At 53.4% G+C, this 22,277-nt stretch carries 15 protein-coding genes, 4 tRNA genes and 3 rRNA genes; 2 read left to right on the plus strand and 20 right to left on the minus strand.

The window, feature by feature from the left end:
- Window positions 1-31: 31 nt before the first annotated feature.
- From H7R76_RS22820 to ilvL, 12 genes are all read right to left on the minus strand, one after another.
- A complete protein-coding gene (locus tag H7R76_RS22820; protein WP_182929705.1) occupies window positions 32-694 on the minus strand; it encodes a class II aldolase/adducin family protein in 663 nt (220 codons plus the stop codon).
- 103 nt (window positions 695-797) lie between these two features.
- The gene (locus tag H7R76_RS22825; RefSeq protein ID WP_182929706.1) at window positions 798-2,861 is read right to left on the minus strand and encodes a BglG family transcription antiterminator; all 2,064 of its coding nucleotides are present in this window, start codon (window positions 2,859-2,861) and stop codon (window positions 798-800) included.
- Window positions 2,862-2,929: 68 nt separating this feature from the next.
- Entirely contained in the window at window positions 2,930-4,333 is a 1,404-nt protein-coding gene (locus tag H7R76_RS22830; RefSeq protein WP_182929707.1) for a PTS galactitol transporter subunit IIC, read from the minus strand.
- Between the two features lie 182 nt (window positions 4,334-4,515).
- Window positions 4,516-5,636 (minus strand): IS3-like element ISSen4 family transposase gene (locus H7R76_RS22835; protein WP_096147877.1). Its coding sequence is split into 2 segments (ribosomal slippage): window positions 4,516-5,378 and window positions 5,378-5,636, totalling 1,122 coding nucleotides; the frame shifts between segments, so codons are not numbered across the junction.
- A gap of 92 nt (window positions 5,637-5,728) precedes the next feature.
- Window positions 5,729-6,007: a PTS sugar transporter subunit IIB gene (locus tag H7R76_RS22840; RefSeq protein WP_035896401.1), complete on the minus strand. Its 279-nt coding sequence runs from the start codon at window positions 6,005-6,007 to the stop codon at window positions 5,729-5,731.
- Between the two features lies 1 nt (window position 6,008).
- Window positions 6,009-6,524, minus strand: coding sequence for a PTS sugar transporter subunit IIA (locus tag H7R76_RS22845; protein WP_182966564.1), 516 nt, complete (start codon window positions 6,522-6,524; stop codon window positions 6,009-6,011).
- A gap of 247 nt (window positions 6,525-6,771) precedes the next feature.
- Complete coding sequence (gene ilvA, locus H7R76_RS22850; RefSeq protein ID WP_106929775.1) at window positions 6,772-8,316, minus strand: threonine ammonia-lyase, biosynthetic; 1,545 nt, start codon at window positions 8,314-8,316, stop codon at window positions 6,772-6,774.
- Between the two features lie 5 nt (window positions 8,317-8,321).
- Window positions 8,322-10,172, minus strand: coding sequence for a dihydroxy-acid dehydratase (ilvD, locus tag H7R76_RS22855; protein WP_106929773.1), 1,851 nt, complete (start codon window positions 10,170-10,172; stop codon window positions 8,322-8,324).
- Window positions 10,173-10,234: 62 nt separating this feature from the next.
- Window positions 10,235-11,164: a branched-chain amino acid transaminase gene (locus H7R76_RS22860; protein WP_106929772.1), complete on the minus strand. Its 930-nt coding sequence runs from the start codon at window positions 11,162-11,164 to the stop codon at window positions 10,235-10,237.
- A 17-nt stretch (window positions 11,165-11,181) separates the two neighbouring features.
- Entirely contained in the window at window positions 11,182-11,448 is a 267-nt protein-coding gene (gene ilvM / locus H7R76_RS22865) for an acetolactate synthase 2 small subunit (RefSeq protein WP_106929769.1), read from the minus strand.
- Complete coding sequence (gene ilvG, locus H7R76_RS22870; RefSeq protein WP_106929767.1) at window positions 11,445-13,091, minus strand: acetolactate synthase 2 catalytic subunit; 1,647 nt, start codon at window positions 13,089-13,091, stop codon at window positions 11,445-11,447. Before ilvG ends, ilvM begins: the two co-directional genes overlap by 4 nt.
- A 139-nt stretch (window positions 13,092-13,230) precedes the next feature.
- Window positions 13,231-13,329 (minus strand): ilv operon leader peptide, encoded by a 99-nt coding sequence (gene ilvL / locus H7R76_RS22875; RefSeq protein WP_015966468.1) that lies wholly within the window; start codon window positions 13,327-13,329, stop codon window positions 13,231-13,233.
- A gap of 354 nt (window positions 13,330-13,683) precedes the next feature.
- Here ilvL and H7R76_RS22880 point away from each other — a divergent pair, with 354 nt between their 5' ends.
- Window positions 13,684-15,204 carry a YifB family Mg chelatase-like AAA ATPase gene (locus H7R76_RS22880; protein WP_182966566.1) on the plus strand — a complete coding sequence of 507 codons (1,521 nt, stop codon included), beginning with the start codon at window positions 13,684-13,686 and terminating at the stop codon, window positions 15,202-15,204.
- A 25-nt stretch (window positions 15,205-15,229) separates the two neighbouring features.
- Here the strand turns inward: H7R76_RS22880 and H7R76_RS22885 are convergent, their stop codons facing one another.
- Window positions 15,230-15,568, minus strand: a complete 339-nt coding sequence (locus H7R76_RS22885; protein WP_064549235.1) for a MaoP family protein — start codon at window positions 15,566-15,568, stop codon at window positions 15,230-15,232.
- A gap of 118 nt (window positions 15,569-15,686) precedes the next feature.
- On the opposite strand from H7R76_RS22885, the gene hdfR reads away from it, so the two are divergent.
- Window positions 15,687-16,505 (plus strand): HTH-type transcriptional regulator HdfR, encoded by an 819-nt coding sequence (gene hdfR, locus H7R76_RS22890; protein ID WP_106929765.1) that lies wholly within the window; start codon window positions 15,687-15,689, stop codon window positions 16,503-16,505.
- Between the two features lie 98 nt (window positions 16,506-16,603).
- Here hdfR and H7R76_RS22895 read toward each other — a convergent pair.
- The 7 genes from H7R76_RS22895 to H7R76_RS22925 all read right to left on the minus strand — a co-directional run bounded on the left by H7R76_RS22895 (window position 16,604) and on the right by H7R76_RS22925 (window position 21,987).
- Window positions 16,604-16,679: transfer RNA gene (locus tag H7R76_RS22895), tRNA-Trp, on the minus strand.
- Between the two features lie 52 nt (window positions 16,680-16,731).
- Window positions 16,732-16,808, minus strand: a tRNA-Asp gene (locus H7R76_RS22900).
- A 55-nt stretch (window positions 16,809-16,863) separates the two neighbouring features.
- A 5S ribosomal RNA gene (gene rrf, locus H7R76_RS22905) occupies window positions 16,864-16,979 on the minus strand.
- Between the two features lie 95 nt (window positions 16,980-17,074).
- A 23S ribosomal RNA gene (locus H7R76_RS22910) occupies window positions 17,075-19,980 on the minus strand.
- Between the two features lie 206 nt (window positions 19,981-20,186).
- Window positions 20,187-20,262: transfer RNA gene (locus H7R76_RS22915), tRNA-Ala, on the minus strand.
- A gap of 38 nt (window positions 20,263-20,300) precedes the next feature.
- Window positions 20,301-20,377, minus strand: a tRNA-Ile gene (locus H7R76_RS22920).
- Window positions 20,378-20,447: 70 nt separating this feature from the next.
- Window positions 20,448-21,987: ribosomal RNA gene (locus H7R76_RS22925) — 16S ribosomal RNA — on the minus strand.
- Together the 16S, 23S and 5S rRNA genes with 4 tRNA genes alongside form the textbook arrangement of a ribosomal RNA operon.
- Window positions 21,988-22,277: the final 290 nt, after the last annotated feature.

Raw genomic sequence — 22,277 nt, forward strand, 5'->3', positions numbered from 1 at the left:
AATGTCCCGCCCGCACGGGCGGGCATCTCAATTAGCGGGCAAATTTGATTTGTGACGGGTAGGCCCAGCGCTGCAGCTCTTCCGGCGCGAAAGATTCGGGCTCCTTACCGCCGTTAATGACCAGCGCGTGGTAGTAAATCTGCGCCATCTCTTCCAGATAGGCAGACTTCAGCACCGCTTCGTACGGATCTTTATCCACGCCGATTGCGCCATGTTTTTCCATCAGAATGGCGTCGGCGCGCTGGATAGGTTCGATGACGCTGTTCGACAGCGCGGGCGTACCTGGGCGGCCATAAGGCGCAACCGGAATCACCCCGTCTTTCAGGTTGAGGATCGCGCATTCGTACACCACCGCCGGGATCGGTTTATTCAACACGGCAAATGAGGTGGCATAGAGAGAGTGCGTGTGGGAGATGGCGAAAACGTCAGGACGCGCCTTATAAATTTCGATATGCATCAGGCATTCGCTGGTAGGACGCAATCCAGCTTCACTTTCAATGACATTAGCTTCAACGTCCATCACCACAATATCGCGCGGCGTTAAATCCATTTTGTCGATCGTAGTTGGGGTTACCAGAATAAATCCCGTCTCTTTATCCCGTACGCTGGAATTACCTGCTTTATGTTTACACAGTCCCCATTGCTGAGCGGTTCTGGCCATTTCAACGACGTGTTTTTTCTGAATGTCTAACATAATATTTATCCTGTATACGATTATAGGGGCGAGCGATGTCGCGACAATCATTGCCGGGAAATAACGTTGCCGTTTTCTGACTGCAACGATTTTTAATTAATAATTACTGATGATGGAAAAGTTTGTTTATCAGCGCATATTCATCCTGCGCGCGGCGAATAACATTGCCGCCGTCATAAAACTCGAGAAATTCATTTAATTGCGCCAATGCCTTAAGATGTTTTTGTGGGTTGTTGGTCGCCAGAACAATAATAATATCGGCCTGCATATAACCCGCAAAATCAATCTTAGAAGGTAAGCGTAATAACGCCATACCCGTATCCAGCGCGCCATCATCAACACCAGCGTGAGCAATAATCACGCCATCGGCCAGCATGATATAGGGCTGTTCATCGGCGATTTTATTGAGCATGATTTGCAGATAGCGTGGTTCAATCACGCCACACACCAGCAGCGATGACGACGCCTGAGTAATAGCCTGCTGCCAGCTGTCCGGCAGCGAGGTGACGAACTGAACGTGCTCGCGCTGCAGTAGGTCCGTCAGCGATGGCGTCGGCGGCTCAATGCTGCCTGCCGCACTCACGGCGCTGTTCTCATCATAGATATAGCTAGCGAGCGCACGCTGTAGCCCTTTATGATCGATAATATTGCCGAAGCGTTCGAAGATAAGCAGCAGTTGCTCTATCTGAATGATATTCGGGTCCACACCCTGTAGCGCGCCGATCACATGATTGCGGAACGCACTTTTATGAATGCTGCTGATGGACGGATTCACCACAAACACCATCTTGCTGGTGTTCAGGTGCGTGGTCGAGAAAACCACATCGTAGTGCCCGGTATAGCGCTCAAACTCGCGTCGTGACATCACTTCGGTAAAGTGCAGCTCCGGGAAAAGTACCTGCAACGTCAGGAAGAGATAAGTGGAAATGGTCGCGCTATTTTCACACACCACGACCGCCGTTTTCTGGATTTTAATCTGATGGATAACCCCCTCGCGGGTCAACCAACCGCCAAAGAGCACCGTTAAAAACGCCATCTCTTCATCAGGAATTTCGCAGTGCAGTACCGTCTCAAACGGCACCGCCGCGCGGCGAACCATCTCATGCAGATGGCTGAACTCTTTCACCACCAGATCGTAAACGCTGCTGGTGTTGCTCAGATGATAGCGAATACGGTAATAGGCCGGTTTCCAATGCTGATAGATTTTCTCAATCAGCTCATTTTTCTCTTTGATCGTGACGCAGCTTATTTTTTCAAAGCTGTCGACCACCGCGACTACGCTTTCAAGCAGTAGCGTATCGAGGTGAAAATATTTATCGGCAATACTTTGAATATTTGAGCTTTGGATCAGTGCCGTCAGGAAAACCAGTTCATTTTCGCTATTGATATTGATTTTACTGATAACGCTCTGCATCAGGGTAAATTCTCTGCTGCCAATAATATCAGCGTAGCTGATCGGAATATTGACCAGGCTTTTCCCTGAATCAATACGATGCAGGACAAAGCAGATAAAATAAATAAGCTCCTGAAGCTGGCGGTCGGTAAACTGAATTTTAAAACGCTTTTCAATTTCACTGAAAACGTTGCCGACCTTTTCCAGATAATCGCTCATAACGTTGTTGTATTGAGCGAGGATATTTTTGGCAACCGGAATTTCCAGAACCCGGCGTAAACAATTCAGCAGCAGATAGCGTTTTTCCAGCTCCTCACCCAGAATATGGTAGCCGTTGCCTCGGTCGTAGCTTATCTCCAGCCCGTGCTCAATAACCTCGGTACGCACTTTTTTCAGATCGTTGATAATCGTATTCTGGCTAACGCTAAGTGAAGAAGAGAGATGCAACAATGACAGCCGTTCGTTGCGGGTCAGCAGCATAAAGATAATCATCTGCCCACGTTCTTCTTCCGAGTAGAGGTAGCGATGCTCGGTTTCCGAGGTCTGATTCTGACGAAAATGCTCAATCACATGGCGTGGGATATTCAGCTTCCCGGTTTTCAGGCGGTTGATCCGGTCGAAGTGGTTCGACTCCAGGTAGTCATTCACCTTTTTCAACGTATAGCTCAACTGTTTGCGCGTCAGGCAAAACTGCGCTTCAAGCTTCGTCCCTGTGATACCGGGATCGTTCACAATGGCATCCAGCACTGCAACCACGCGTTTATCCATAGCCATGCTAACTCTCCTGCAATGAAAAGCCTGGCGGCGGCACCTGCCGCCAGACGTGAACATGAAACCCAGAGTTACGCCTGCTGAACCTTCGCCTGCTGTTCGGCTTCCTGCTGCGCAAGATTGCTTTCACGACGCAATTCGCGGGAGTAAAAGAAGTAGCCGCAGCCCCACCACAGCGCGAACACCAGCGGGATGAAGTTGCCTTCCAGGAATTTGAACAGGAAGGAGAAGGCATAGGTGAAGACCGGGGCATCAATCGAGCTGTTCGAAATCAGCTGCCCTGCCGGGATGGTGATAGCTTTAGTGGCCAGCCCAAGGTCGGTAATCATTGGTGCGAACTGCGTGCCAACAAACAGGAAGAATGGCACGCCAATAATGCTCAGGATAACCATGCGCAGCGTGTTACCGCGTGTCACCAGATAGGCCGGAACAATCAGCGCAATATTGATGATGCCAGCAAACGGCAGGATCTTATTTCCCGGCAGAATCAGCGCCCACAGCAGGGTGAACGGGATGGCGACGATAATAGCAAACCAGATTTCGCTCGCACCGCCCATAAACGGCCAGTCAATACCCACGAACAGCTTACGCCCGGAGAATTTCTTGTTCATATAGTCGCTGATGGCCTCAGAGATCGGCGACAGGGCCTGCATAAAGAGCTTGGAAATCATCGGGAACAGCACCAGCGCCGTCGAAGCCTGTACGCCCAGCATCAGCGTTTTGGCAACACTGTAGCCCGCAATCACGCCAAACAGGATCCCCAGAATAAAACCAATGATGTGGTTTTCGGCAAAGACCCCGACTTTGGCGCGCAGCGCGCTGGCATCCATTGGTTTATTGCAGACCGGTATTTTGCGCAGCAGCAGATCGAACGGGTAATAGATGGCACCAAAGAAGACCATACGGTGCGTACAGGTCACTCCCGGGATCCCCGTGAGTTTCTCGATACGATGCTGGTGAATATCCCCCGCGTTCAATTCCATAATGATCTGGAAGGCGGCAACGAGGAACGCCAGTACCAGACTCCAGACCGGGCCAAACAATGGGGTGGTGACGCTCACCACGATAAACGCGGTAAAGATTTTCCCCCACACGTTCCAGAGGTCGGCGTTGAAGGTATTGGTCTTGTTCAGCATCAACATCACGATGTTGACGCCAACCTGAAGCGGGAACATGGCGAACGCATAAGGCCAGGCCCAGGAGATATTCGCCATCGTCGTCCAGCCGCCATCGACGATGCTTAACTCAAGGCCGGTACGGTTCATCATGGTCTGTGCGGCAACACCGATGGCGTCGACCATAAAGCCAATCAGCATGCTCATCCCAACGAAGGCGACGCCCAGTGTGATAGCCGCCGAGGCCGCATCGCGGAATTTCATCCGCACCACCAGCCCGGCTAATAACATAATAAAGGGCACAAAAACCGGCGCGCCTAAATTCAGAATATAATTTATGACTACACCAAGAAAGTCCATAGCACTTCTCCACTAAAATAATTATATACTCTATGGCTTTCGAGTTGCGGGAAGGCGGCAAGTGAGAGAATCCCGATGAGCTTACTTTAGTAAGTGATTCGGGTGAAAGAACGCAGCCAACGCCCCCGCGGCTTGAAAGACGACGAGTATACGTGACCTGCCCCCACGATTAGATACAACACTCAGTTAGTAACGTCGGAATCTTCATTCTCAGAATGACCCTTTCTCCAGCCCGCTGCAAATTCAGACGGTGTCTGATAATTCAGCGTGGAGTGCGGGCGGCATTCGTTATAATCCTGCCGCCAGTCATTAATAATTTTCCTGGCATGAACGATATCGCTGAACCAGTGCTCATTCAAACATTCATCGCGAAATCGTCCGTTAAAGCTCTCAATAAATCCGTTCTGCGTTGGCTTGCCCGGCTGGATTAAGCGCAACTCAACACCATGCTCAAAGGCCCATTGATCCAGTGCACGGCAAGTGAACTCCGGCCCCTGGTCAGTTCTTATCGTCGCCGGATAGCCTCGAAACAGTGCAATGCTGTCCAGAATACGCGTGACCTGAACGCCTGAAATCCCAAAGGCAACAGTGACCGTCAGGCATTCCTTTGTGAAATCATCGACGCAGGTAAGACACTTGATCCTGCGACCGGTGGAAAGTGCATCCATGACGAAATCCATCGACCAGGTCAGATTGGGCGCCGCCGGACGGAGCAGCGGCAGACGTTCTGTTGCCAGCCCTTTACGACGTCTTCTGCGTTTTACGCCCAGGCCACTGAGGTGATAAAGCCGGTACACGCGCTTATGATTAACATGAAGCCCTTCACGGCGCAGCAACTGCCAAATACGACGGTAGCCAAAACGCCTGCGCTCCAGTGCCAGCTCAGTGATGCGCCCTGATAAATGCGCATCAGCAGCCGGACGGTGAGCCTCATAGCGGCAGGTCGACAGGGATAAACCTGTAAGCCTGCAGGCACGACGTTGCGACAGACCGGTCGCATCACACATCAACATCACGGCTTCCCGCTTCTGGTCTGTCGTCAGTACTTTCGCCCAAGAGCCACCTGAAGCGCCTCTTTATCCAGCATGGCTTCGGCAAGCAGCTTCTTGAGTCTGGCGTTCTCTTCCTCAAGCGACTTCAGGCGCTTAACTTCAGGCACCTCCATACCGCCATACTTCTTACGCCAGATGTAAAACGTGGCATCGGAAATGGCATGCTTGCGGCAGAGTTCACGGGCGGGTACCCCAGCTTCGGCTTCGCGGAGAATACTGATGATCTGTTCGTCGGAAAAACGCTTCTTCATGGGGATGTCCTCATGTGGCTTATGAAGACATTACTAACATCGGGGTGTACTAATCAACGGGGAGCAGGTCATACGGATTAAAGAGCTACACCTTATTTACAGGCATCAATGACCTTTTGTAATTCCTGCTCCATCCCCATGCCGGTCAGAAAGGCAATTCCGTTAATTACCGGGATAGGATATTGCTTATCAACTTTGGTGATAGCGATATAAGCCGCACTATCTTTTATATGACTATCAAGCGATTTCAGGTCGATGACTTCAACTTTGATATGCGACTGCTGACGTTCATTCAATAAGCGGGTTACTTTACTGGCAACCGTTTGTGAGGTAGCAACGCCGCTTCCACATGCAACAATGACTTTTTTCATCTTATAAATCCTTATCTAATTGCAGTCTTGATGTGAGGGTACAGAGAAAGGTTTCTACATCGTCTATTTCGCGTAGGGCCTGAACGACCTCTTCATCCGCAAGGCAGTCCATAAGCTTTTGCAGCGCTGTCAGGTGGCTGCTGTGGTCAACAAAACCTAGTAAAACAATAAAATGAACATAAAGCGTGTTGTCATCATTGCCCATCTCCTGCCATGCAATAGGCGTAGACAACCGTGTTACGGAGATGAAGGGGTGAATAACGTGCTGAGGATCGGTATGAGGAAGCGCAAGAGCCACCGGCAGCGTGGGCAGCGCGGTAGGGTACGCCTTTTCACGGGCGATGATGGCGTCAAGAAAAGAGTCCCGGACGTAGCCTTGCTCTTTCAGCAGCAAAAATATCGAAGAAAAAAAGTCTGTGGAATTATTATAGTGTTTATCCAGAAATGTGAGCTGAGACGTAAAATATTCACATCCTTGCGCACTTTCATTCTGGGCATCAATTATATCCGTTCTCATCCGAATATCCTCTCCAACCACTAAGAATTAACTACAGCCAATGTTAATTCAGGTGTAGTCAGCGAGCGACAAATATTGCTCCCAAAAGATGTGCGCAGGCTGGCGCAACGCGGTGAGCTTTTTATTATGAATTAGGTCACATTTTTATGGATAGGATGCGTTGACAGAAAAATAATTCGGCAGGTCACGATAAATAAAGCAGAAAAAAGGAGATAACCCTGGCAGGTTATCTCCTGTTAAGCAGCTATTAGCCCGCCAGGAAGAAGCGGAATGCCGGGTTATTTGTCTCGTCGTGACACTCATAGCCCAGTTCATTGAGTCGGGTTTCAAAGTCCGGCTCATTGTCGCCCAGCTCAAAGGCGGCCAGCACGCGTCCGTAGTCGGTACCATGGCTACGATAGTGGAACAGTGAGATATTCCAGTGCGTGCCCAGCGTGTAGAGGAACTTCAGCAGTGCCCCCGGCGATTCCGGAAACTCGAAGCTGAACAATCTCTCCTTCAGTGGTTTGGAGGGACGACCGCCAACCATATACCGCACGTGCAGCTTCGCCATTTCGTCGTCGGACAGGTCCACCACGCTGTAGCCACCATCGTGCAGCAAGCTAAGGATTTCCTTGCGCTCTTCCAGACCACGGCTCAGGCGTACGCCGACAAAAATGCAGGCGTCTTTGGCATCGGCAAAGCGGTAGTTAAACTCCGTTACCGAACGGCCACCCAACAGCTGGCAGAATTTAAGGAAACTTCCCTTCTCTTCCGGGATGGTCACCGCCAGCAAGGCTTCACGTTGTTCCCCCAGCTCGCAACGTTCGGAGACATAGCGCAGACCGTGGAAGTTAACGTTCGCACCGGACAACACGTGCGCCAGACGTTCACCGCGAATATTGTGCTGGGCGATGTATTTCTTCATCCCCGCCAGCGCCAGCGCCCCGGAAGGCTCGGCTACCGCACGGACATCTTCGAAGAGGTCTTTCATCGCCGCGCAGATAGCATCGCTATCAACGGTAATGATGTCGTCGAGGTATTCCTGACACAGGCGGAAGGTTTCATCGCCAATACGCTTCACCGCCACGCCTTCCGCAAACAGACCCACGCGCGGCAGATCCACCGGATGCCCCGCGTCCAGCGCCGCCTTCAGGCAGGCCGAATCTTCTGCTTCCACGGCGATCACTTTGATCTGCGGCATCAGCTGTTTGATCAGCACCGCAACGCCCGCCGCCAGCCCGCCGCCGCCCACCGGGACAAACACGCGATCGAGGTGGGCATCCTGCTGCAGCAGTTCAAGCGCCAGCGTGCCCTGCCCGGCAATCACCATCGGGTGATCGAAAGGCGGCACCCAGGTGAAGCCCTGCTGCTGCGCCAGTTCAATCGCTTTCGCTTTGGCTTCATCAAAGTTGGCACCGTGCAGCAGCACCTCACCGCCGAAACCGCGCACGGCATCGACTTTGATATCGGCAGTGGCCACCGGCATAACGATCAGCGACTTCAGGCCCAGACGAGCGGAAGAAAACGCTACGCCCTGCGCATGGTTACCCGCAGACGCGGTAATCACGCCGTGCGCCTTCTGTTCCGCCGTCAGTCCTGCCATCATCGCGTAAGCACCGCGCAGCTTAAAGCTGTGCACAGGCTGACGGTCTTCACGCTTGACCAGAATTACGTTATCAAGCCGCGAAGAGAGTTTGTCCATTTTCTCCAGCGGCGTGACCTGCACGGCTTCGTAGACCGGTGCGCGCAGCACCGCTCTGAGATACTCGGCACCCTCAGGGGTGCCGGATAGGGGCTGAGATTCCGCCATGGTGATTAACCCCCCAGTTTCGATTTATCGCGTACCGCACCTTTGTCGGCGCTGGTTGCCAGGCTGGCATAAGCGCGAAGGGCAAAGGAGACCTGACGTTCACGATTTTTCGGCGTCCACGCCTGGTCACCGCGAGCTTCCTGCGCTTCACGACGCGCGGCAATTTCCGCATCGCTCAGCTGCAGCTGAATGCCACGGTTCGGGATATCGATAGCAATCATGTCGCCATCTTCAATGATCGCGATGTTGCCGCCGCTGGCCGCTTCCGGGGAAACGTGGCCGATAGACAGGCCAGATGTGCCGCCGGAGAAACGCCCGTCGGTGATCAACGCACAGGCTTTGCCGAGACCCATGGATTTCAAGAAGGTGGTCGGGTAGAGCATTTCCTGCATGCCCGGCCCACCTTTCGGCCCTTCGTAACGAATGACAACAACGTCGCCTTCAACCACTTTGCCGCCGAGGATGGCCTCAACCGCGTCGTCCTGGCTTTCGTACACTTTTGCCGGGCCGGTGAATTTGAGGATGCTGTCATCCACGCCCGCCGTTTTCACGATGCAGCCGTTTTCCGCGAAATTACCGTAGAGTACCGCCAGACCGCCGTCTTTGCTGTAGGCATGTTCCAGCGAGCGGATGCAGCCTTCGGCGCGATCGTCATCCAGCGTGTCCCAACGGCAGTCCTGCGAGAACGCCTGGGTGGTACGGATGCCCGCCGGGCCAGCACGGAACATTTTTTTCACCGCTTCATTCTGGGTAACGGTGATGTCGTACTGTTCCAGCGTCTGCGGCAGGGTCAGACCGAGCACGTTTTTCACGTCACGGTTCAACAGGCCGGCGCGGTCCAGTTCGCCGAGGATCCCCAGCACGCCACCGGCGCGGTGCACATCTTCCATATGGTATTTCTGAGTGCTTGGCGCCACTTTACACAGCTGCGGAACCTTGCGGGACAGCTTGTCGATATCGCTCATGGTGAAGTCGATTTCGGCTTCCTGCGCCGCTGCCAGCAGGTGCAGAACGGTGTTGGTGGAACCGCCCATGGCGATATCCAGCGTCATGGCATTTTCGAATGCCGCTTTGCATGCGATGTTGCGCGGCAGCGCGGAGGCATCATCCTGTTCGTAGTAGCGTTTGGTCAGCTCAACGATGCGCTGGCCTGCAGTGAGGAACAGTTCTTTACGGTCAGCGTGGGTGGCCAGCAGCGAACCGTTGCCCGGCTGAGACAGTCCCAGCGCTTCGGTCAGGCAGTTCATCGAGTTGGCGGTAAACATCCCGGAGCAGGAGCCGCAGGTTGGGCAGGCGGAACGTTCAACCTGCTCGCTCTGCGAGTCGGAAACTTTCGGATCCGCGCCCTGAATCATCGCATCGACCAGGTCGAGCTTGATGATTTTGTCGGATAATTTGGTTTTACCGGCCTCCATCGGGCCGCCGGAAACGAAGATCACCGGAATATTCAGGCGCAGGGAGGCCATCAGCATCCCCGGGGTGATTTTGTCGCAGTTCGAGATGCAGACCATTGCATCGGCACAGTGGGCGTTAACCATGTACTCAACGGAGTCGGCAATCAGCTCGCGGGACGGCAGTGAATAAAGCATACCCCCGTGGCCCATGGCGATACCGTCATCCACCGCAATGGTATTGAATTCTTTAGCCACGCCGCCGGCAGCTTCGATCTGCTCGGCAACCAGTTTACCAAGGTCGCGCAGGTGAACGTGGCCCGGCACGAACTGGGTAAACGAGTTCACGACGGCGATAATCGGCTTACCGAAGTCGGCATCCGTCATCCCGGTGGCGCGCCACAGCGCGCGGGCGCCCGCCATATTGCGGCCGTGAGTGGTAGTGGCGGAACGATATTTAGGCATGCTTTTGTACTCCCAGTCTCTGTCTCGTTAATGAGGCGGTGCGTGCCGCCCCATTATTTATCTTATTGATTAACCTGATCCAACCAGCCCCATTTATCTTCGGTTTCACCGGTAAAGAGGCCAAAGAATGCTTGCTGAATACGTTTAGTGACCGGGCCACAGCGGCCTTCGCCGACCTGGATACCGTCAACGCTGCGCACCGGGGTGATTTCAGCGGCGGTGCCGGACATAAAGACTTCATCCGCCAGGTACAGCGATTCACGAGACAGCACCTGCTCGCGAACTTCAATTCCGATATCCTTCGCCAGCTTGATGATCGCATCGCGGGTAATACCCGGCAGCGCCGAAGAGGTAAACGGTGGCGTAAACAGAATGCCGTCTTTCACTTCAAACAGGTTTTCACCCGCGCCTTCAGACAGATAGCCGTTCACATCCAGCGCGATCCCTTCCTGATAGCCGTGGCGGCGCGCTTCGCTACCGACCAACAGTGAGGAAAGGTAGTTGCCGCCTGCTTTCGCGGCAGTTGGAATGGTGTTCGGCGCAGCGCGGTTCCAGGAAGAAACCATCGCATCGATCCCTTGATCCAGCGCTTCAGCGCCCAGATAGGCGCCCCACGGGAACGCCGCGATGATCACGTCGGTGCTGTAGCCGTCCGGCGGGTTAACGCCCATACCGACATCGCCGACAAACACCAGCGGACGGATATAGGCGCTGGTCAGATTATTTTTGCGCAGTACGGCGCGGCAGGCTTCCATCAGTTCATCCACGCTCTGAGAGACCGGGAAGCGATAGATTTTGGCGGAATCACGCAGGCGCTGCATGTGCTCACGGTGGCGGAAAACAACCGGGCCTTTGTGGGAGTCGTAGCAACGGATGCCTTCGAATACAGAGGTACCGTAGTGCAGCGCGTGGGACATCACGTGAACCTTCGCGTCTTCCCAACGAACCATCTCACCGTTGAACCAGATGTAATCCGCTTTTTTCGTCGTCATTTCTCTTCCTATTGCGCTCAGGCGCGAATCTGTTGTTGTGATGTGCTTGTACACTGCTGAACGGCAACCGAAGCCACGTCCACCAGTTTATTTAATTGACTAAACAGTAAGTCGACTGACCGCGGGCTGGCAACGGTCAATTCGATATTTATATTCTGCGCATCGCTGGCCGCCTCCATATTCATCGAGCAAATCTGAAAACCGCGATGACGGACCACACGTAACACGCGTTCTAAGGTTTCCGGGTTGAAGCGGGCCTGCACGTTGACCTGATGTTGCATCATGATAATTTCTCCAGCATTTGTGAGTTACTGGCGCCAGGCGGCACCAGAGGCCAGACGTTCTCAAGTTCGTCGATTGAGACATGAAGCAGGTACGGGCCTTCGCTTGCCAGCATGGTGTCGAGTGCCGCTTCAACCTGGTCTTTACGGGTGATGTGTTGACCAGGGATGCCGAAGGCGCTGGCCAGCATGAGGAAATCGGGGTTATCGGTCAGGGTGGTTTCACTGTAACGTTCCTGGAAGAACAGCTGCTGCCATTGTCGAACCATCCCTAAACGCTGGTTGTCGAGTAAGACTATCTTCAGCGGTAACTGCTTACGTTTCACGGTGCCCAGCTCTTGCACGTTCATCATGAAGGAGCCGTCACCGGAGATACAGATAACCGTGTCGTCAGGTCGCGCCACCTGTGCGCCAACGGCGGCCGGCAGACCGAAGCCCATGGTGCCTAAACCGCTTGAAGTGATGAAATTCTCCGGGCGGGTGTAGGTCATATGTTGAGCCGACCACATCTGGTGCTGCCCAACGTCGGTGGTCACCACGCTATCGGCCGGTTTACGGTCCGACAGCTGCTTGAGCAGCAGCGGCGCATAGATTGCCTCACCAGGATGGTCGTAACGCCAGGCGTGCTCGGCGCGCATCGCCGCGTTGTGCTGGCGCCATGCGTCGATAGCCAGCGGCTGTTGCAGCGCAGGCAGCAGCGCATTCAGGTCGCCCTGTAATGCCACATGCGTCTGGCGCAGCTTGTTCATTTCCGCCGGGTCGATATCCATATGGATAACCCTGGCGTGCGGCGCGAAGGTATTCAGCTTGCCGGTCACGCGATCGTCAAAGCGGGCACCAACGGCGATCAGCAGGTCGCATTCCTGCACCGCCAGGTTTGCCGCCTTGGTACCGTGCATACCCAACATACCGAGGTAGAACGGGTAATCGGCTGGCACTGCGCCCAATCCCTTCAGGGTACAGGTCGCTGGCATTTGTGTGACGGCCATAAATTCGCGCAGCGCCGGTACCGCCTGCGCCATTCCCACGCCGCCGCCGACATACAGCATCGGTTTATGCGCCTGCGCCAGCATCTGCTGGGCCTGCGCCATTTCGGCGTGAGGGAAAGCATCGTCGCTTTCTACGGTGGAGAAGAACGGTTCCAGATCGCCCTGTGCCACCTGCACGTCCTTCGGAATGTCGACCAGAACCGGGCCAGGACGGCCTGAGTTTGCCACCTGGAACGCCTCTGCCATTACGCGCGGCAGCTCTTCCAGGGATTGCACCAGGAAACTGTGTTTGGTGCAGGCCAGCGACAAACCGAGAACGTCCACTTCCTGAAAAGCATCCGTACCGATTAACGGTGCGGCGACCTGACCGGTGATGGCCACAACGGGCACGGAATCGAGTAACGCATCGGCCAGACCGGTGATCAGGTTGGTTGCGCCCGGGCCGGAAGTGGCGATGCAAACGCCGGTTTTACCGGTAGCACGCGCATAGCCGATGGCCGCCATTGCCGCGCCCTGTTCGTGTCGACACAGCAGGTGCTCTACGCCGCCGTCATACAGTGCGTCGTAAACCGGCATGATGGCTCCACCAGGATAACCAAATACCGTTTCAACACCCTGCGCTCGCAACGCATGTACCACCCACTGTGCGCCATTCATAGTTAGTTCCCCGCCGTAGATCGTGAGAAACAGAATTTTATGCTACGTGTCACGTTCTGCCTCCCGTTATTGTTTTTAGGTCATAAAAAAACCCCCGAACCTTTCGGTGCGGGGGTCTTAGTTCGTTAAGGCTTGATTTCTAAGCCTTTCCTCGTCCAAGTGCAGCCCCGCACGGTGGGATAATAATCACCACCACGCTAATCACGACCAGGCTAATCACTCGTAGAAGGGCTTTCATTTTTGTCTGTTCTTGCATCTTGTTCGAAGGAATACCTACAGAGTTACCACAGACATCACAAAAAGCACAAGTTTTTTTTATGACGGCATTGCTTACCGCGCTAAGGATTTAATGAAAACAATTTGTTTTATATAGAGAATTTATGAAATGAAAATATTTCACCTTTTGCTCCCTACGCAACGACTGAGCAGAGGCGAAGTTGACGTCATATGAGCAACATTCGGACTCGATTCCAAAATTAATGAAATGCGCTGAATGTCGGTGAAAATTATGGAATACGCCACGTAATAATCAAATTAAGCAGATTAATGGAACGACTGCATCGCACATAATAGCGATCTTCAGGGAGGAATTATGTCGCTATCCGTTGTCTATACGCGCGCCGCGCTGGGCGTCAGCGCACCGCTGATTACTATCGAAGTGCATATCAGCCAGGGTCTGCCGGGCCTGGTCATGGTCGGGCTGCCGGAAACCACCGTCAAAGAGGCGCGCGACCGGGTTCGCAGCGCCATCATCAACAGCGGTTATACCTTTCCGGCGAAGAAGATCACCATTAACCTCGCGCCGGCCGATCTTCCTAAAGAAGGAGGGCGGTATGATTTACCTATCGCTATTGCGCTTCTGGCGGCCTCTGAGCAGCTTAATAGCCAGAAACTAGGGCAGTATGAGTTTGTGGGTGAACTGGCGCTCACGGGCGCGCTACGCGGTATTCCTGGGGCGCTATCGGCGGCGATGGAAGCCATACATTCAGGTCGCCAGATTGTGCTTGCCGAGGATAACGCGCCGTTGGTCGGCCTGCTTGGCGGCAGCGATTGCCTGATTGCCAGCCACCTTCTTGAAGTCTGCGCATTTCTTGAAGGAAAACAAACGCTCAGGCAGCCTCCACCAGAGGGCATGATGGCCCCCGCCAGCTGCGAAGATTTAAGCGATGTGATCGGCCAGCAGCAGGGGAAACGGGCGCTGGAGATCACCGCGTCGGGCGGTCACAATTTGCTGCTCGTTGGCCCACCTGGTACGGGTAAAACCATGCTTGCCACCCGTCTGCGCGGGCTACTCCCGCCGCTTAGCGACAGCGAGGCGCTTGAGAGCGCGGCAATTATCAGTCTGGAAAATGCCTATCGCATTCAGCGTGAATGGCGCCATCGCCCCTTTCGTGCACCTCACCATAGCGCATCGCTGACGGCTATGGTTGGCGGCGGGTCGATTCCCGCCCCGGGAGAGATTTCGCTGGCCCACAACGGGATTCTGTTCCTCGATGAGCTACCGGAATTTGAGCGCCGGGTGCTGGATGCGCTGCGCGAGCCGATTGAGTCTGGCAAAATCCACATTTCACGTACGCGGGCCAAAATTACCTATCCTGCTCGCTTTCAACTGATTGCTGCGATGAATCCTAGCCCTACCGGTCACTATGAGGGGCAGCATAACCGCTGCACGCCAGAACAGACGCTGCGCTACCTCAATCGGCTGTCTGGTCCGTTTCTCGACCGGTTCGATCTCTCCCTGGAAATTCCACTACCGCCGCCGGGCTTACTGAGCCAATCGGCCCGCGTAGGGGAAAGCAGCCTGACGGTACAACAGCGGGTCATCACAGCGCAGCAGCGTCAGAATGCGCGACAAGGGAAGCTAAATGCGCAGCTCAGCGGCAGCGAGATCCGGCAATACTGTGCGCTGGTAGAAGCGGACGCTCTGTGGCTAGAGCAGACGTTGACACAGCTTGGGCTGTCGATCCGCGCCTGGCAGCGTCTGTTAAAGGTTTCGCGCACGCTGGCGGATATGGAGGGGGCAGAGGATATTGCCAGACATCATTTGCAGGAAGCGTTGAGCTATCGCGGCATCGACAGAATGCTCGCCCATCTTCAAACTTTACTACAATAAAAAAGGGGCCCAGGCCCCTTTTTTATTAATCGTCGCTGTCAGTGTAGTCTTCAGCGCCTTCCACCTGCGGCTTACCGCCGGACAGGGTGTGGAAACGCTTCGGACGCTTGATGCGCGTGACATACTTGGTCCATACGCGTTCAGCATCCGTTGCCGGCTCACGTTCACCACGGCAGACCGAGACAAACTGCTGCTCTTCTTCGGTTGCCGGCTCGCGTTTGCCAAGATCGAGTTCGTTAAAGGCAAAGCCATAACGCTCAAGCAGCTGCGCCTCTTTGATGGTGAAATCACCATGACGAGAGAACCCGCGCGGATAATTTTTATTATCGAAAAAACGATTAGTCGTCGTAAAGCTTTCCGCCATCCTACACGCTCCTAATTCTTTGGCCGAGCTATTTATGGCGCGGAGTATTAGATACGCTTGACAGAGTGTAAAACAAAAGATTTAAATCATTACGACAAAAAATTTTGCGGAGAAAGCTGTGGATACCGAATTGCTGAAAACTTTCCTCGAAGTGAGCAGAACTCGCCACTTCGGGCGAGCCGCAGAAGCGCTCTATCTGACACAATCTGCGGTGAGCTTTCGAATCCGTCAGTTAGAAAATCAGCTTGGGGTCAATCTGTTTACCCGCCATCGCAATAATATTCGTTTGACCGCGGCGGGAGAAAAACTCCTTCCCTACGCAGAAACGCTGATGAGCACGTGGCAGGCCGCGCGTAAGGAGGTGGCTAACACCTCGCGGCACAATGAGTTTTCCATTGGTGCTAGCGCTTCGCTATGGGAGTGTATGCTTAACGCCTGGCTATCCCGGCTTTATCAGGCCGACGGTACGCTACAGTTTGAAGCGCGGATCGCCCAACGCCAGTCGCTGGTTAAACAGCTACACGAGCGCCAGCTCGATCTGTTACTGACCACCGAAGCGCCAAAAATGGATGAATTCAGCAGCCAGCTGCTGGGACATTTTGCACTTGAGCTGTACTGTGCAACGCCGGAGACAACCAGGGCAGATCTGAACTACCTGCGTCTGGAGTGGGGCGCAGATTTCCAGCAGCACGAAGCAGGGCTAATTAGCAGTGACGATATCCCGCTGCTGACCACCAGTTCGGCAAGCCTGGCCCGACTCCAGCTATTACCGTTAAAAGGTTGCACCTGGTTGCCCGTGTCGTGGGCACAGGAGCAGAACGATCTCTATCCCGTTACCGATGGTACGGCCATTCTACGACCTTTATATGCGATATGGCTGCAAAATAGCGACAAACAGGCGCAAATTCGCGACATATTGAAAACCAATGTATTTTAAGTAAAGACTGAATAGGTGGCCCGGAGGAGAACGATGGGCCCGTCAGGAAGGTAAATTTTTGGCAAAAAAAATCCTTTGCCTAAGCAAAGGATTATATATGGCAGGGGCGGAGAGACTCGAACTCGCGACACCCGGTTTTGGAGACCGGTGCTCTACCAACTGAGCTACGCCCCTAAATTTTCTTATCATTAAGCCTGCTAATTTAGCAGGCTTAACGTTGAATAAGTGGCGGAACGGACGGGACTCGAACCCGCGACCCCCTGCGTGACAGGCAGGTATTCTAACCGACTGAACTACCGCTCCACCGAATTTCTTTGTCACTACCCGGATTATTCATCCCGGTTTACTGCAATTTGATGCCTGGCAGTTCCCTACTCTCGCATGGGGAGACCCCACACTACCATCGGCGCTACGGCGTTTCACTTCTGAGTTCGGCATGGGGTCAGGTGGGACCACCGCGCTACGGCCGCCAGGCAAATTCTGTTATTAACCCGCTTTTCGCCGGTTAATCTAATCTGTAATCAATGCTGAAAATCGTCTCAATTTCGCCAAAACATCTTCGGCGTTGTAAGGTTAAGCCTCACGGTTCATTAGTACTGGTTAGCTCAATGTATCGCTACACTTACACACCCAGCCTATCAACGTCATCGTCTTTAACGTTCCTTCAGGACCCTTAAAGGGTCAGGGAGAACTCATCTCGGGGCAAGTTTCGTGCTTAGATGCTTTCAGCACTTATCTCTTCCGCATTTAGCTACCGGGCAATGCCATTGGCATGACAACCCGAACACCAGTGATGCGTCCACTCCGGTCCTCTCGTACTAGGAGCAGCCCCCCTCAATTCTCCAGCGCCCACGGCAGATAGGGACCGAACTGTCTCACGACGTTCTAAACCCAGCTCGCGTACCACTTTAAATGGCGAACAGCCATACCCTTGGGACCTACTTCAGCCCCAGGATGTGATGAGCCGACATCGAGGTGCCAAACACCGCCGTCGATATGAACTCTTGGGCGGTATCAGCCTGTTATCCCCGGAGTACCTTTTATCCGTTGAGCGATGGCCCTTCCATTCAGAACCACCGGATCACTAAGACCTGCTTTCGCACCTGCTCGAGCCGTCACTCTCGCAGTCAAGCTAGCTTATGCCTTTGCACTAACCTCCTGATGTCCGACCAGGATTAGCTAACCTTCGTGCTCCTCCGTTACTCTTTAGGAGGAGACCGCCCCAGTCAAACTACCCACCAGACACTGTCCGCAACCCGGATTACGGGTCTACGTTAGAACACCAGCCATTAAAGGGTGGTATTTCAAGGTTGGCTCCACACGAACTGGCGTCCGCGCTTCAAAGCCTCCCACCTATCCTACACATCAAGGACCAGTGTTCAGTGTCAAGCTATAGTAAAGGTTCACGGGGTCTTTCCGTCTTGCCGCGGGTACACTGCATCTTCACAGCGAGTTCAATTTCACTGAGTCTCGGGTGGAGACAGCCTGGCCATCATTACGCCATTCGTGCAGGTCGGAACTTACCCGACAAGGAATTTCGCTACCTTAGGACCGTTATAGTTACGGCCGCCGTTTACCGGGGCTTCGATCAAGAGCTTCGCGTTGCCGCTAACCCCATCAATTAACCTTCCGGCACCGGGCAGGCGTCACACCGTATACGTCCACTTTCGTGTTTGCACAGTGCTGTGTTTTTAATAAACAGTTGCAGCCAGCTGGTATCTTCGACTGATTTCAGCTCCATGGGTAAACCACTTCACCTACATATCAGCGTGCCTTCTCCCGAAGTTACGGCACCATTTTGCCTAGTTCCTTCACCCGAGTTCTCTCAAGCGCCTTGGTATTCTCTACCTGACCACCTGTGTCGGTTTGGGGTACGATTTGATGTTACCTGATGCTTAGAGGCTTTTCCTGGAAGCAGGGCATTTGTTACTTCAGTACCGTAGTACCTCGTCATCACACCTCAGCGTTAAAAGAAGTCCGGATTTACCTAAACTTCCCGCCTACATGCTTAAACCGGGACAACCGTCGCCCGGCTAACATAGCCTTCTCCGTCCCCCCTTCGCAGTAACACCAAGTACAGGAATATTAACCTGTTTCCCATCGACTACGCCTTTCGGCCTCGCCTTAGGGGTCGACTCACCCTGCCCCGATTAACGTTGGACAGGAACCCTTGGTCTTCCGGCGTGCGGGTTTTTCACCCGCATTATCGTTACTTATGTCAGCATTCGCACTTCTGATACCTCCAGCACCCCTCACAGGACACCTTCAACGGCTTACAGAACGCTCCCCTACCCAACAACACAGAGTGTCGCTGCCGCAGCTTCGGTGCACAGTTTAGCCCCGTTACATCTTCCGCGCAGGCCGACTCGACCAGTGAGCTATTACGCTTTCTTTAAATGATGGCTGCTTCTAAGCCAACATCCTGGCTGTCTGAGCCTTCCCACATCGTTTCCCACTTAACTGTGACTTTGGGACCTTAGCTGGCGGTCTGGGTTGTTTCCCTCTTCACGACGGACGTTAGCACCCGCCGTGTGTCTCCCGTGATAACATTCTTCGGTATTCGCAGTTTGCATCGGGTTGGTAAGTCGGGATGACCCCCTAGCCGAAACAGTGCTCTACCCCCGAAGATGAGTTCACGAGGCGCTACCTAAATAGCTTTCGGGGAGAACCAGCTATCTCCCGGTTTGATTGGCCTTTCACCCCCAGCCACAAGTCATCCGCTAATTTTTCAACATTAGTCGGTTCGGTCCTCCAGTTAGTGTTACCCAACCTTCAACCTGCCCATGGCTAGATCACCGGGTTTCGGGTCTATACCCTGCAACTTAACGCCCAGTTAAGACTCGGTTTCCCTTCGGCTCCCCTATTCGGTTAACCTTGCTACAGAATATAAGTCGCTGACCCATTATACAAAAGGTACGCAGTCACCCCATAAAGAGGCTCCCACTGCTTGTACGTACACGGTTTCAGGTTCTTTTTCACTCCCCTCGCCGGGGTTCTTTTCGCCTTTCCCTCACGGTACTGGTTCACTATCGGTCAGTCAGGAGTATTTAGCCTTGGAGGATGGTCCCCCCATATTCAGACAGGATACCACGTGTCCCGCCCTACTCTTCGAGTTCACAACCTGTGCATTTTGGTGTACGGGACTATCACCCTGTACCGTCGGACTTTCCAGACCGTTCCACTAACACACAAGCTGATTCAGACTCTGGGCTGTTCCCCGTTCGCTCGCCGCTACTGGGGGAATCTCGGTTGATTTCTTTTCCTCGGGTACTTAGATGTTTCAGTTCCCCCGGTTCGCTTCATTACGCTATGTATTCACGTAATGATAGTGTGACGAATCACACTGGGTTTCCCCATTCGGAAATCGCCGGTTATAACGGTTCATATCACCTTACCGACGCTTATCGCAGATTAGCACGTCCTTCATCGCCTCTGACTGCCAGGGCATCCACCGTGTACGCTTAGTCGCTTAACCTCACAACCCGAAGATGTTTCGTAAAACACCACCGTGTTGCGAAAATTTGAGAGACTCGAACACACCGCTTATCTGTTCTTATTACGGAGAACAGACACAGTGTGTCGTTTCAATTTTCAGCTTGATCCAGATTTTTAAAGAGCAAAACTTCGCAGTGAACCTTTTCAGGTACACTCTGAAGTTTTCTTGTATTGTTGCAGTAAAGATGGTGGAGCTATGCGGGATCGAACCGCAGACCTCCTGCGTGCAAAGCAGGCGCTCTCCCAGCTGAGCTATAGCCCCATCGTTTATGAATCTCCCTCAAATTCGCGGGACGAATTTGGTAGGCCTGAGTGGACTTGAACCACCGACCTCACCCTTATCAGGGGTGCGCTCTAACCACCTGAGCTACAAGCCTGCAGAGATTCTTTACTGCTATTTTTCATCAGACAATCTGTGTGAGCACTTCAAAGAACGTTTCTTTAAGGTAAGGAGGTGATCCAACCGCAGGTTCCCCTACGGTTACCTTGTTACGACTTCACCCCAGTCATGAATCACAAAGTGGTAAGCGCCCTCCCGAAGGTTAAGCTACCTACTTCTTTTGCAACCCACTCCCATGGTGTGACGGGCGGTGTGTACAAGGCCCGGGAACGTATTCACCGTAGCATTCTGATCTACGATTACTAGCGATTCCGACTTCATGGAGTCGAGTTGCAGACTCCAATCCGGACTACGACATACTTTATGAGGTCCGCTTGCTCTCGCGAGGTCGCTTCTCTTTGTATATGCCATTGTAGCACGTGTGTAGCCCTACTCGTAAGGGCCATGATGACTTGACGTCATCCCCACCTTCCTCCAGTTTATCACTGGCAGTCTCCTTTGAGTTCCCGGCCGGACCGCTGGCAACAAAGGATAAGGGTTGCGCTCGTTGCGGGACTTAACCCAACATTTCACAACACGAGCTGACGACAGCCATGCAGCACCTGTCTCAGAGTTCCCGAAGGCACCAAAGCATCTCTGCTAAGTTCTCTGGATGTCAAGAGTAGGTAAGGTTCTTCGCGTTGCATCGAATTAAACCACATGCTCCACCGCTTGTGCGGGCCCCCGTCAATTCATTTGAGTTTTAACCTTGCGGCCGTACTCCCCAGGCGGTCTATTTAACGCGTTAGCTCCGGAAGCCACTCCTCAAGGGAACAACCTCCAAATAGACATCGTTTACGGCGTGGACTACCAGGGTATCTAATCCTGTTTGCTCCCCACGCTTTCGCACCTGAGCGTCAGTCTTCGTCCAGGGGGCCGCCTTCGCCACCGGTATTCCTCCAGATCTCTACGCATTTCACCGCTACACCTGGAATTCTACCCCCCTCTACGAGACTCAAGCTTGCCAGTTTCAAATGCAGTTCCCAGGTTGAGCCCGGGGATTTCACATCTGACTTAACAAACCGCCTGCGTGCGCTTTACGCCCAGTAATTCCGATTAACGCTTGCACCCTCCGTATTACCGCGGCTGCTGGCACGGAGTTAGCCGGTGCTTCTTCTGCGAGTAACGTCAATCACTAAGGTTATTAACCTTAATGCCTTCCTCCTCGCTGAAAGTACTTTACAACCCGAAGGCCTTCTTCATACACGCGGCATGGCTGCATCAGGCTTGCGCCCATTGTGCAATATTCCCCACTGCTGCCTCCCGTAGGAGTCTGAACCGTGTCTCAGTTCCAGTGTGGCTGGTCATCCTCTCAGACCAGCTAGGGATCGTCGCCTAGGTGAGCCGTTACCCCACCTACTAGCTAATCCCATCTGGGCACATCCGATGGTGTGAGGCCCGAAGGTCCCCCACTTTGGTCTTGCGACGTTATGCGGTATTAGCTACCGTTTCCAGTAGTTATCCCCCTCCATCGGGCAGTTTCCCAGACATTACTCACCCGTCCGCCACTCGTCACCCAAGAGCAAGCTCTCTGTGCTACCGTTCGACTTGCATGTGTTAGGCCTGCCGCCAGCGTTCAATCTGAGCCATGATCAAACTCTTCAATTTAAGTTTGATGCTCGTGAATTAAACTTCGTAATGAATTACGTGTTCACTCAGAGACTTGGTATTCATTTTTCGTCTTGCGACGTTAAGAATCCGTATCTTCGAGTGCCCACACAGATTGTCTGATAAATTGTTAAAGAGCAGTGCCGCTTCGCTTTTCTCAGCGGCGCGGGATGTGCATATTACGCTTTCCCGCTTCAGAGTCAAGCATTTAATTTCGCTTTTCTCTGTTGAGATTCTCAAGAGAACCTCGCTGACCCGGCGGCTTATAATCCGTTGTTCCGTGTCAGTGG

Origin of the sequence: Klebsiella sp. WP8-S18-ESBL-06 (assembly GCF_014169755.1) — a bacterium.
Taxonomy (GTDB): domain Bacteria; phylum Pseudomonadota; class Gammaproteobacteria; order Enterobacterales; family Enterobacteriaceae; genus Kluyvera; species Kluyvera ascorbata_B.